Annotated in this window: 13 protein-coding genes; 5 read left to right on the forward strand and 8 right to left on the reverse strand. The window is 65.2% G+C overall.

The window, feature by feature from the left end:
- The 3 genes from FFI89_RS07835 to FFI89_RS07845 are packed head-to-tail and all read right to left on the reverse strand — an operon-like array spanning window position 1 to window position 4,765.
- Window positions 1-2,811, reverse strand: a complete 2,811-nt coding sequence (locus tag FFI89_RS07835) for a DUF4159 domain-containing protein (protein WP_138836184.1) — start codon at window positions 2,809-2,811, stop codon at window positions 1-3.
- Window positions 2,811-3,764 (reverse strand): DUF58 domain-containing protein, encoded by a 954-nt coding sequence (locus FFI89_RS07840; protein ID WP_138834410.1) that lies wholly within the window; start codon window positions 3,762-3,764, stop codon window positions 2,811-2,813. The genes FFI89_RS07835 and FFI89_RS07840 overlap by 1 nt, the downstream gene beginning before the upstream one ends.
- Window positions 3,764-4,765: a MoxR family ATPase gene (locus FFI89_RS07845; protein ID WP_138834412.1), complete on the reverse strand. Its 1,002-nt coding sequence runs from the start codon at window positions 4,763-4,765 to the stop codon at window positions 3,764-3,766. Before FFI89_RS07845 ends, FFI89_RS07840 begins: the two co-directional genes overlap by 1 nt.
- Before the next feature lie 250 nt (window positions 4,766-5,015).
- On the opposite strand from FFI89_RS07845, the gene FFI89_RS07850 reads away from it, so the two are divergent.
- From FFI89_RS07850 to FFI89_RS07870, 5 genes are read left to right on the forward strand one after another with little or no spacing between them, the layout of a single operon-like run.
- Window positions 5,016-5,684 (forward strand): DUF1285 domain-containing protein, encoded by a 669-nt coding sequence (locus tag FFI89_RS07850; protein ID WP_138834414.1) that lies wholly within the window; start codon window positions 5,016-5,018, stop codon window positions 5,682-5,684.
- The gene (locus tag FFI89_RS07855; protein WP_138834416.1) at window positions 5,681-6,355 is read left to right on the forward strand and encodes a CoA pyrophosphatase; all 675 of its coding nucleotides are present in this window, start codon (window positions 5,681-5,683) and stop codon (window positions 6,353-6,355) included. Before FFI89_RS07850 ends, FFI89_RS07855 begins: the two co-directional genes overlap by 4 nt.
- On the forward strand, window positions 6,352-6,615 hold the full coding sequence (locus FFI89_RS07860) for a DUF6111 family protein (RefSeq protein WP_092515533.1): 264 nt from the start codon (window positions 6,352-6,354) through the stop codon (window positions 6,613-6,615). Before FFI89_RS07855 ends, FFI89_RS07860 begins: the two co-directional genes overlap by 4 nt.
- A gap of 12 nt (window positions 6,616-6,627) precedes the next feature.
- A complete protein-coding gene (locus FFI89_RS07865; protein WP_138834418.1) occupies window positions 6,628-7,869 on the forward strand; it encodes a CCA tRNA nucleotidyltransferase in 1,242 nt (413 codons plus the stop codon).
- On the forward strand, window positions 7,866-8,624 hold the full coding sequence (locus FFI89_RS07870) for a TSUP family transporter (RefSeq protein WP_138834420.1): 759 nt from the start codon (window positions 7,866-7,868) through the stop codon (window positions 8,622-8,624). The genes FFI89_RS07865 and FFI89_RS07870 overlap by 4 nt, the downstream gene beginning before the upstream one ends.
- Window position 8,625: 1 nt before the next feature.
- Here the strand turns inward: FFI89_RS07870 and FFI89_RS07875 are convergent, their stop codons facing one another.
- The 5 genes from FFI89_RS07875 to queE all read right to left on the reverse strand — a co-directional run bounded on the left by FFI89_RS07875 (window position 8,626) and on the right by queE (window position 11,942).
- Entirely contained in the window at window positions 8,626-9,351 is a 726-nt protein-coding gene (locus FFI89_RS07875) for an HAD family hydrolase (protein ID WP_138834422.1), read from the reverse strand.
- 176 nt (window positions 9,352-9,527) lie between these two features.
- A complete protein-coding gene (locus tag FFI89_RS07880) occupies window positions 9,528-9,797 on the reverse strand; it encodes a DUF2158 domain-containing protein (protein ID WP_138834424.1) in 270 nt (89 codons plus the stop codon).
- 74 nt (window positions 9,798-9,871) lie between these two features.
- A complete protein-coding gene (gene hemF / locus FFI89_RS07885; RefSeq protein ID WP_168212826.1) occupies window positions 9,872-10,762 on the reverse strand; it encodes an oxygen-dependent coproporphyrinogen oxidase in 891 nt (296 codons plus the stop codon).
- Window positions 10,763-10,922: 160 nt separating this feature from the next.
- Window positions 10,923-11,294, reverse strand: coding sequence for a 6-carboxytetrahydropterin synthase (locus FFI89_RS07890; protein ID WP_138834428.1), 372 nt, complete (start codon window positions 11,292-11,294; stop codon window positions 10,923-10,925).
- 15 nt (window positions 11,295-11,309) lie between these two features.
- Complete coding sequence (gene queE / locus FFI89_RS07895) at window positions 11,310-11,942, reverse strand: 7-carboxy-7-deazaguanine synthase (protein ID WP_138834430.1); 633 nt, start codon at window positions 11,940-11,942, stop codon at window positions 11,310-11,312.
- Between the last annotated feature and the right edge of the window lie 19 nt (window positions 11,943-11,961).

The raw sequence follows: 11,961 nt of genomic DNA on the forward strand, positions 1-11,961 counted from the left end.
CTACTGCCCCAATCGTTCGATGAGGGCGGGCGCGTGAACCTGGTCGGCCTTGTAGTTGCCGGTCAGCGTGTACATCACGATATTGACGCCGGCGCGGAAGGCGAATTCGCGCTGCCGCGGCTCGCCCGGTGTCAGCGGCAGCATCGGCTGGCCGTCGGGGCGGATCGCCCAGGCGCCGGCGAGATCGTTCGAGGTGATGATGATCGGCGAAACGCCGTCACCGCCGCGCGCCGGCTTCGACGCGGCCTCGTCATCGTCCTCGCGCGGCAGGGTTTCGACCCAGGTCTGGCCGGCGTTGAAGCGGCCGGGGAAGTCGCGCAGCAGATAGAACGTCTTGGTCAGCACGTGTTCGCGCGGCACTGGCTCGAGTTCGGGCACATCGAGCGAGGAAAGAATCTCGCGCAGGGTCTGCATGCCCGGCGTCTGCGCCGCGCCGTTGTCGCCCGGCGGTGCCTCGATGGCGTCGCGGGTATCGAACACGACCGTGCCGCCCTGTTTCATGTAGGCGTCGATACGGTTGATGGCGTCCTGCGGCGGTTTCGGTGTGCCCGGCACCACCGGCCAGTAGATCAGCGGGAAGAATGCCAGTTCATCCTTCGCCGGATCGACGCCGACGGGATCGCCGGCTTCCAGCGCGGTGCGTTGCGCCAGGAACAGCGTCAGCCCGGCCATGCCGGCCTTGACGATGGAATCGACGTCGGCATTCCCTGTCACGACGTAGGCGAGCCTTGTCTGCGACACCGACTTGATCGCGAATTCGTCATTGGTTTCGGCGCGCAGCGGCGACGGAACGATCGAGGTTGCGGCCAGGATCAGCGCCAGCGCAAGTGCTGCGGTCGCGGTGCGCCGCCGCCACAGCGCGGCAAGGCCCACGCCCAGCATCGCGATCACGATCGCATCGATCAGGAACAGCGCCAGCGACGACGACAGCAGGATGCCGCGGAGATCGCGCGGCTCGGCATTGGAGTAGGTGGCATGCTGCGCGCGCAGCGATGAGGTATCGAGCGCGGCGATGCGATCGGCCGACGCCAGCGTATTCACTGCAATCGGTCCTTCGGCGGAGCCGTAGAAGCCGGGCGGATGGTCCGGGGTAGCGCGATCGCGATAGTCGGCCGGCATCGGCTTGGCGGTCGAGGGCGGCGGCCCGAACGCGCCAAAGCCGTCGAGCGTGCGCAGCGGCGCCACGGTTTCGACATTGGTTGCTTCGCTGGCGACACCTGGGCCGGGCTTGGAGGTGTAGCCGGACATATCGACCAGCCGCCGCAGCATTTCGACGAAGCTGCCGGACATCGGCAGGTCCGACCAGCGCGAGTCGGCGCCGACATGAAACAGGCTGACGACGCCCTTGCCGCGATGTTCGCCGGTGACCAGCGGCGTGCCGTCTTCCAGCGACGCCCAGCTCCGGGTCGCGAGCACCGCATCGGGTTCGGCCAGCACTTGCCGGTTGACGGTGATGTCCTTCGGCACGTTAAGCCCCGCGAACGGGCCGTCGGCGGCGAACGAAGCCAGATGCTGCGGCTTTTCCCAGGTGAGGCTGCCGCCAAGCGTGCGGCCGCCCCGGCGCAGTTTCACCGGCACCAGATCGTCATCGGCCTGCGCCAGGCGAGGACCGGCGAAGCGCACCAGCACGCCGCCCTGATCGATCCAGGCGTTGAGGCGCTCGCGGATTTCCGGCGACAGCGTGCCGACATCGGCCATCACGATCATCGGCAACCGCTGATCGAGGAATTGCGCGATCACCTGCTGCGGCGCGCCGCGATCGCCCAGCCGCACATCGGCGAACGGCTGCAGCGCACGGGTCAGATAGAAGGTCGAAGCCAATAGCGGCTGCGCGGTATCGCTGGTCGCGCCGGTGACGACGCCGATGGCGCGGCGACGCCAACGCTTGTCGAGCAGTTGCACCGCGCCCGCGGAGCGTTCGCCCGATATTTCCAGCCGCGCGATATCGTTGCGCAGCTCGACCGGCAGATCGAACGCGGCTTCGGTCTCGCGATCCTGCAGTCCGAACGCAAACCGGGCCTCGCCGATCGGCGAACCCTTGGCGTCGATCGCGCGCACCACGCCCGCGGCATTGCCGCCCGCCGTGCGCAGCACCTTCACGGTCATCTTCGCCGCGGCATTCTCGGCGGCCACCAGCGCCAGCGCAGGCGAGGCGCCGCCCTCGAACACCGTCAGCTTGCGGTCGCCGATGGTCTTGCCGAGGCCTTCGAGGAATTCGGTGCCGCGCCCGGTGTCGACGCCATCCGACAGCCAGGCAATCTCGGCATCGCCGGTCGCCTTGAGAAACCGTTCGATGGCGGGGAGCGTTTCGACGCGCTCGATCGAATAAGGCTTGGGCGCAAGCTGGCGCAGCGCCACCCGCGCGGTGCCGCCGGGCATCAGGGTGATGTCGCGCGCCGGTTCGGACAGCGGCACCAGCGCGACGCCGCGGCGGTCGTTGTCGGCATTGGCGATCAGTTCATCCGCCGCCTTGATGCGGATCTCCCAACTCGAGGCCGCACTCCAGCCGTCGTCGAGCAGGATCACCAGCGGCGCCTTGCTGCCGCCGACGCCGGTCTGCGGATTCCAGATCGGCCCCGCGGCGGCGAGAATGACCAATGCTGCGGCCGTGAGACGCAACAAGGTCAGCCACCACGGTGTCCGCGACGGGGTTTCTTCCTTGGGCTTGATGTCGAACAACAGCCGCGTCGGCGGAAACTCGATCCGCCTCGGCCGCGGCGGCATCACGCGCAACAGCCACCACAGCACCGGCAGGCTAAACAGGCCCAGCAGCAGCAGCGGTTCGGCGAAGGTGAGGGGGAGTCCTGCGATCATGCGCTTCGTCCCACCTTGACGGTTGAGGAGCGCACGCTTCCCTTGCTCACCATCATGCCCGAATGCAGGAACAGCAAGAGTTCGGCGGCGGAGCGGCTGGTGGTGTGGGTCGAGAACAGCCAGTCGAGCTTGTTGGTCTCGTTGCGGATCTCGTCGCGATGTAGCGCAACGCGCGCGACGTAATCCTGCGCCCAGCTCTCGGCGCGGCCCGCGGTGATGACGCCGCCGCCCTCGGGCTCGACGAATTCGACCCGGCCGGAATAGGGAAAGGTTTCTTCTGCGGGATCGACGATCTGGACCAGCGTGCCATGCGCGCCGGAGGCCGACAGGCCGGCGAGCATGTGGCGGATTTCCGGCATCGGCGACCAGAAGTCCGACAGCACCACGATCTCGGCCAGCGCCGACGGCACAAACGACGGCGGCAGGCTGGCGCGCGCGGCATCGTCGTGCAGCATCGCCTGCGCCATCTTGTCGATCACGCTGCGGCTTGCGGTCGGTGACATCAGGCCGGGAATGCCGACCCGTTCGCCGCCCGCGACCAGCAGCTCGGCCAGCGCAAAGGTGACGATCAGGCCGCGCTCCAGCTTGGAGTCGCGCGCGCCTTTGGAGGCAAAGGCCATCGACGGCGAGCGGTCCGGCCACAGCCACACGGTATGCGCGGCCTCCCATTCCTGCTCGCGGACATAGAGATGATCGTCGCGCGCCGAGCGCCGCCAGTCGACATTCTGCGACGGCTCACCGGAGACGAAGCGGCGATACTGCCAGAAACTTTCGCCGGCACCGGCGCGGCGCCGGCCGTGCAGTCCGTGGATGACGTTGGCGGCGATGCGGCGGGCTTCAAGCACGAGACGGGGCAGCGATGCGGCGAGCGTTCGGCTTTCGCCATCGGCACGTCGGATCGCTAAAAGCTCCTTTTGCTCCCCGTCAAGCTGCCTGGTCTCTGCGGCCATCAACCAATCCGCGTCTTCAACTGCCGGATCACGTCGGGAATGGTGCGTCCCTCGGCGCGCGCCGAGAAGGTCAGCGCCATGCGGTGCTTGAGAATGGGTTCGGCCAGATCGAGCACGTCGTCGATCGAGGGCGCGAGGCGGCCGTCGAGCAGCGCGCGGGCGCGGACCGCCAGCATCAAAGACTGGCTGGCGCGGGGACCCGGTCCCCAGGCGATCAGCTTGTCGCCGTCGCCGTCGGGATTGGGACGCGCGGCGCGCACCAGCGAAAGAATGGCCTCGACGACGCTGTCGCCGACCGGCAGCCGCCGCACCAGCCGCTGCGCGGCGATCAGGATTTCCGCGTTCATCGATGCCTTGGCGAGCGTTTCTTCGGCGCCGGTGGTTTCGAACAGGATGCGGCGCTCGGCGTCGCGATCGGGATAGTCGACGTCGATCTCCATCAGGAAGCGGTCGAGCTGCGCTTCCGGCAACGGGTAGGTGCCTTCCTGCTCCAGCGGGTTTTGCGTCGCCAGCACGTGGAACGGTTTGGGCAGATCGTGGCGCGCGCCCGCAACCGTGATGTGCTGTTCCTGCATGGCTTGCAGCAGCGCCGATTGGGTACGCGGGCTGGCGCGGTTGATTTCGTCGGCCATCAGGAGCTGCGCGAACACCGGCCCCGAGATGAAGCGGAACGAGCGCTTGCCGGAATTGCTCTCGTCCAGCACCTCGGCGCCCAGAATATCCGACGGCATCAGGTCCGGCGTGAACTGGATGCGCTTGGCGTCGAGGCCGAGCGTGATGCCGAGGGTTTCGACCAGTTTGGTCTTGGCCAGACCGGGAACCCCGATCAAGAGCGCATGACCGCCGGACAGGATCGTCACCAGCGTGTTTTCGATGACCCGGTCCTGGCCGAAAATGACGGTGGAGATCGCTTCCTTGGCGGCGCGAATCTGGCCGGCGACCTGTTCGGCCGAGCGGACAATCGCGTCCTCGAGTTTCTCGACACCGTCTGCGTTCGCCATGTCTCTCTCCTTAACCGTTTCACGACATCGCCGATTGCGTCGTCATGCCACGAACCTCATGCTAAACCTATGCAAAGGCCCTGTATTCGTTCAATTAAACTATCCCCACATTATCGGTATTTCGGGGTATGAACGGCATCACGTTGTGGCGACCTGACCCGGAATAATACGGGCGCAAATCGTCCAGGATAGATATCGGAAGACTTGCACCAATCGTGCCAGATCGAAGCAGTCAGACTCGGGTCAAACAATGGCGAAGCAAGGGCAAACCAGCGATCAGGGGCTCGAAGGCAACAAGCTTGAGGGCAAGAATGAAGACAAGAACCTTGAAGGCAAGAATCTGGAAGGTCTGACCGTTGCCGCGCGGGAAGCCGTCAACGCCACGGCCGCCGGAAAGGGGCTGCCGCCGGTGCATCTGTGGAATCCGCCGTTCTGCGGCGATCTCGACATGCGAATCGCAGGCGACGGTACGTGGTTCTACATGGGGACGCCGATCGGACGGCCGGCGCTGGTGCGGCTGTTTTCGACGATCCTGAAGCGCGAGGACGGCAAGCACTTTCTCGTGACCCCGGTCGAGAAGGTCGGCATCCGCGTCGACGATGCGCCGTTCATGGCGGTCGAGATGCAGAACGAGGCCGGCGATCGCGGCCGGCTGTTGCGCTTTCGCACCAATGTCGACGACTGGGTGCCGTGCGACTCCGGACATCGCCTGCGGTTCGAGATGGCGGCCGATGGCGGCCTGACGCCCTATCTGCACGTCCGCGCCGACCTCTGGGCCAAGGTGACGCGCGCGCTCTATTACGATCTGGTTGACATGGGGGAAGAGCGGGTGGTCGATGGCGAACCGATGTTCGGAGTCGAATCCGGCGGTGAGTTCTTTGCGATGGCGGATGCGAAGCAGGTGAGGGACGCGCTTTGAACGAGCCGATTCTGAAGACGAAGAGAGCGGCGCCAGTCAGCGCGGAGGAATTCTTCGCGCGCAGCCGGGCGCGGCTGAACTTCGAGGTGCCGGCGGGACTGATCGATCCCAACATCATTCCCCGGACCGGCGATAGCGGCAACGACCGCATGCTCGAGATCGTGGCGCGCGAGCAGCCGGTACGGCCCGCGGCGGTGCTGATCCCGGTGGTCGATCATCCGGAGCCGACGGTGTTGCTGACCCAGCGCTCGGAGCATCTGTCCAGTCACGCCGGCCAGATCTCCTTTCCCGGCGGCAAGATCGACGCCACCGATGCCTCGCCGCTCGATGCCGCCGTACGCGAGGCCTGGGAGGAAGTCGGCCTCAAGCGCGACTTCGTCGAGCCGATCGGCTATCTCGATCTTTACGGCACGGCGTTCGGGTTTCGCATCCTGCCGACGGTGGCGCGGGTCAGACCCGGCTTCACGCTCAAGATCAACGAAGGCGAGGTGGTCGATGCCTTCGAGGTGCCGCTGGCGTTCCTGATGAATCCCGAGAACCACCAGATCCACAACAAGGAATTCCGCGGCATCGAGCGTTCCTATTACGCGATGCCGTATGCCGAGCGGTACATCTGGGGCGCGACCGCGGGCATCCTGCGCGTGCTGTATGAGCGGATTTATCTCTCATGATCCGTCCGGTATTGACCGAAGTCGGAATTTTCCTGATCCCGTTCGCGGTCTATGCCCTGTTCCTGATTGCCACCCGTTCCGGCGTGATGGCGCCGTCTTCCTGGCCGATGCATCTGATCGCCAAGCTGGTGCTGGGATCGCTGCTGCTGGTGGTGGTCAGCTTCGTACTGTTGGCGCATTTTTCCGGAGCATCGCCGAACTCGACCTACATTCCAGCCCATATCGAGAACGGCAAGTTCGTGCCCGGGACCGAGAAATGAGCGAGGTGGCGCGTGTTCATTGATGCGCCCTGGCTCAAATCCGGTGCGGCTGCGCGTGTGCTCGCCCTGCTCAACGGCGATGGCGAGGAAGCCCGCGTGGTCGGCGGCGCCGTGCGCAACGCGCTGCTGAACATTGCGACCGGCGATATCGACATCGCGACCACCGCGCTGCCGGACGAAGTCGTGCGCCGCGCCAAGGCCGCCGGCATCAAATGCGTGCCGACCGGCATCGACCACGGCACCGTGACCCTGGTCGTCGATGCGCAACCGTTCGAGGTCACGACGTTGCGCGAGGATACCGAGACCTATGGCCGCAAGGCCAGGGTGGCGTTCGGCCGCGACTGGGTCCGCGACGCCGAGCGGCGCGATTTCACCATCAACGGCCTTTCGGTCGATGCCGATGGCCTCGTGCATGACCACGTCGGCGGCCTTGCCGATATCGAAGCCCGACGGGTGAGATTCATCGGCGATGCCGCGCAACGGATCGCCGAGGATTATCTGCGCATCCTCCGGTTTTTCCGCATGCACGCCGCCTATGGCGCCGGCGCGCCCGATCGCGCCGGCTATCTGGCCTGCATCGCCGGACGCGCGGGCCTCGTGAGCCTGTCCGCCGAACGCGTGCGCATGGAGATGCTGAAGCTTCTGGTCGCTGACGGCGCCGAGGGCGCAGCGATCGCGATGACGGATGCCGGCCTGTTGCTGACGATTGTCGGCGGCGTCAGCTATACCGGGCCGTTCGCGGCGATGATATCGGCGGAGCGGGCGCTGGGGCTCGCGCCGGATCCGGTGCGCCGGCTGGCCGCGCTCGCTGTTGCCGTGACCGAGGATGCCAAACGTGTCGCCGTGCGCCTGCGTCTTTCCAATGCGGAAACCAAGGTGCTGGATTCGATGGGGCATCGCTGGTGGCGGCTGGCCGGCATGGACGAGATGCGGGCGCGGCAGCGGCTCTACCGGCTCGGCGAGGAACAATATCGCGATCGCCTGATGCTGGCCTGGGCGCGTTCGGGCGAAGGCTTCGAGGCTGCGTATTGGCGCGAATTCGCCAACCTGCCGCAGCGCTGGACCGCGCCGAAATTTCCGCTGCGCGCGGCTGATTTCATTTCTCGCGGCATTGCCGAGGGGCCGGCGCTCGGCCACGTGCTGACGCTCGCGGAAGACGCCTGGCTGGCGGCGGATTTTCCGCTTGCCCCGGCAGCACTTGCCGCTATTGCCGACCAGACCGTCACACGTTTCAATCGCGATCACCGTTTGTGAATATTCTTTCCGGCTTCGCCGACATTTCCGTGGCTCAGCTGGTGTTGGTTGCCGGCGTGGCGCTGTTTGCCTCCGTCATCGGCGGGCTTGCGGGCTACGGCACCGGCGCGCTGATGCCGCTGGTACTGGTGCCGCTGATCGGTGCCGAACCGGTGGTGCCGATCATCGCGATTTCCTCGATCTTCACCAATCTCAGCCGCTTCGTCGCCTACATCCGATATGCGGACCGTCGCCGGGCGCTGATTGTCGTATCGGCGGCGATCCTCACCACGGCGCTCGGCGCGTACGGCTATACGCGGCTGAGCGGTGCCGGCGCGGCGATGGTGATCGGCAGCATGCTGATCCTGAGTGTGCCGCTGCGCCGGCTCGCCAAGCACCACGAAGTCAGGATCGGCGACACCGCGCTTGCCGCCGGTGCGGTGGGTTACGGCGTGGTGGTCGGCGGCACGTCCGGCTCGGGCGTCGTTTTGCTGTCATTGCTGATGGCGGCGGGACTCGAAGGTGCCGCCGTGATCGCGACTGACGCGGTGATTTCGCTCGCGACCAGCGTCGTCAAGATTTCGGTATTCGGCATGGCCGGCGTTGTCACGGCGCAGGTGCTTGCCTTTGCGCTCCTGATCGGCGCTGTGGCGATCCCCGGGGCATTTCTTGCCAAGGCCTTTGTCGAGCGGATGCCGGTGCATATTCACACCGCGATCCTCGACTTCGCCGTGATCACCGGCGGCCTGGTCATGATCTCCTCGGCACTGCGCTGACTTATTCTGCCGGCAGCAGCTCCGTCAGGGAGCGGATGATGCGGTCGGGCTTGATGGCGGAGTCGGCTGGCAGGCCGTCGCCATGCACGTCGATCCAGATCGCGTAGATGCCGAGGCGCTGCGGCGCCTCGACTTCCCATTGCAGATTGTCGCCGATCATCCAGGTCTCTTGTGCGGTGACGCCGAGCGACTGCATGGCGTGCAGATAGGCGCGCTCTTCCGGCTTGCCGAAGCCATGTTCGCCTTCGATCTGGATGTGATCGAAGCGGTGGGTCAGTTCGAAGCGTTCGACCTTGGCGCGTTGGGTCTCGGCGGCGCCGTTGGTCACGAGCGCGAGTTTGACCCCGTGTGCCTTCAGCGCGTCGATGGCGTCATGCGCGCCGGGGAACACGAACATCGCTTCTTCGCGATAGGTGGTGAAGCGGTTGGCGAGCCGCGTTGCCAGATCGCCCGATAATGCGTGGCCGCCGGCGGCGAGCGCGGCAAATCCGTCGTGGACGACGATGCGCCGCGCTTCGTCGAGTTTCAGCCGCCACTCGGGACCGGCCGCGCCCCAGAATTGGCGCGCGGAACTGAGAACCGCCGAAGCCACCTGGTGCGGCGTCAGCGGTCCGAATTCGGCGGCGAACTCCGCGGCGATCTGGTTCCAGGCAATTTCGGGGCGGCCATAGGCCGACAGGATGGTGTCATCCATGTCGATCAGCATCGCGCGGGGCAGGTGTGTCATGGTCTCCTAGCTACTTATTATTCAAGCCACTCTGTATTCAAGCCGTTTCATGGCCGGACGCATGGACGGGAAGCTGCGGCCGGGTTCCCGCGCATATCAAATCCGCCGCGCCGGGTCCAATCCCGGCAGACGACGTCGCCGGGGAACGATTATGTCCCGGCGACGTCAGGTGCCCCTCACTTCTTTTTCTTGTGCTCGTGCTCGTCCTCTTCTTCCTCATTATCATCATCATCTTCTTCGTCTTCATGCTCGTCTTCGTCGTCTTCCTCGTCGTCGGACGGTTCGGCTTCCGCGAGTTCAAGCACGGCAAGGGGCAGCGTTTCGCGGAACAAATCGCCTTCGTTACCCATCCACACGCACGCGGCGGTGGTCTCGCTCACCTCGACCACGCTCAGCGGATGGCCGCCGGACTTCAGAATGACGACATCGCCTGGTTTCACTTCCATGACCTGCTCCTGGAATTTTTCTTGGGATTTGCATAACGCGAATCCCATTCTAGCGGTCGGTCATGACAGGCCGATCAAGGCCATTTCACTTCCGGGGGCATCGAGGACAGGATCGAATCGACATTGCCGCCGGTCTTCAGCCCGAACATGGTGCCGCGGTCGTAGAGCAGGTTGAATTCGACATAGCGGCCGCGGCGGATCAACTGTTCCTCGCGGTCATCGGCGGTCCACGGCGTCGCGAAATTGCGCCGCACCAGTTCGGGATAGATTTTCAGGAAGGCGCGGCCGACGTCCTGCGTAAAGGCGAAGTCGGCCTCCCAGTCGCTGGAATTATGATGGTCGTAGAAGATGCCGCCGATGCCTCGGGCTTCCTTGCGATGCGGCAGATAGAAATATTCGTCGCACCATTTCTTGTACTTGTCGTAGTCGGCCACGCCGTTCGATCCGCCGCATGCCTCCTGCATCGCCTGATGAAAGGCCGTCGTGTCCGGGTCCTGCTGGCTGCGCCGCCGGTCGAGAACCGGGGTCAGGTCGGCGCCACCGCCGAACCAGGTCCTGGTGGTGACGACGAAGCGGGTGTTCATGTGCACCGCCGGCACATGCGGATTGTGCAGATGCGCGATCAGCGAGATGCCCGAGGCCCAAAACCTGGGATCGTCGGCGGCGCCGGGAATCTGCGCGCGGAATTCCGGCGAGAATTCGCCGTGCACGGTCGAGCAATGCACGCCGACCTTCTCGAACAGCCGGCCGTGCATCATCGACATCACCCCGCCGCCGCCACCGGGCTTGCCGGTATGGTCGGTGCGGTCCCAAGGCGTGCGGACGAAGCGCCCGGCCTCGCCCTGGTAAAGCGAGGCCGGCGCTTCGTCCTCCAGCCGTTCGAACGCGGCGCAGATGTCGTTGCGCAGCGCCTCGAACCAGGCTCTCGCCCGCGCCTTGCGATCCTCGATGTTCAGCGTCTCCATGGTCCCCAACATTAATGTCCGACCTGATTGAACCATATTTTTCCGTCATTGCGAGGAGCGCCAGCGACGAAGCAATCCAGTTTTCACAAGTCTGGACTGCTTCGCGGAGCCTGTCATCGGGCGCGCATTCGCGCGACCCGATGGCTCGCAATGACGGAATTCAAACCTGGCCTTGCGGCCCGAAATACGTGCAGCTCTCGTTGCAGCTGTCGCGGTGGACGCTGACGCGCGTGATCCGGCCGGTGTGCTGAACCCGTTCCCAGATGAAGCGTGAAATATTTTCCAGCGTCGGCGTCCCCAGCGCTTCGATCCTGTTCAAGAGCTTGTGGTCCAGCGTCTTCTGCACCTCCGCCATGCTGCGTTCGAGCAGGCCGAGATCGAGCACCATGCCGGTTGCGGGATCGGGCGTGCCGCGCACGCTGACTTCGGCTCGAAACGAGTGGCCGTGAATTTCCTCGCTGGCCGCGCCAAAGGTCGTTCCCTGCAGCGAATGCGCGGCTTCAAAGCGAAACGATTTCGTCAATTCCCACATCGTGAAACTTAAATCCTATCTGATGCCGAGTGTCTTGTGCGTCTGCAGGCTGAGCCGCCACTGCGGATGCCGCAGGCAATAATCCACCGTGCGCGCGGTATTCTCGATCACGTCAGGCCCGTCCATCGGCTGCAGCGAGAAGCGCTCGAAGGCGAGGGCGGCGAAATCCTCAGGGCAAGCACCGGCCTGCGGATAGACCAGTTTCAATTCATGTCCGCGGCGCACCACGAGGTCGGCGCCGGCCTTTGGGCTGACGCAGACCCAGTCCATCCCGTCCGGCGGCTCGATCGTGCCGTTGGTCTCGAGGCCGATCGCAAAGCCGCGCGCATGCAGCGCATTGATGAAGGCAGTGTCGACCTGCAGCAGGGGCTCGCCCCCGGTCAGGACGACGTAACGGTTGGTGTTGTCGCCGGTCCACTGCGCGGCGATGGTATCGGCGAGTTCGTCGGCCGAGGCGTATCGGCCGCCCAGGGTGCCGTCGGTGCCGACAAAGTCGGTGTCGCAGAACTGGCAGGTGGCGCTGGCGCGGTCCTGTTCGCGACCGCTCCAGAGGTTGCAGCCGGAAAACCGGCAAAACACCGCCGCGCGGCCGGCATGCGCGCCTTCGCCCTGAAGGGTGAGGAAAATCTCTTTGACCGCGTAACTCACTGTCTCTCCTTCGACCGCA

The organism is Bradyrhizobium sp. KBS0727, assembly GCF_005937885.2.
GTDB lineage: Bacteria > Pseudomonadota > Alphaproteobacteria > Rhizobiales > Xanthobacteraceae > Bradyrhizobium.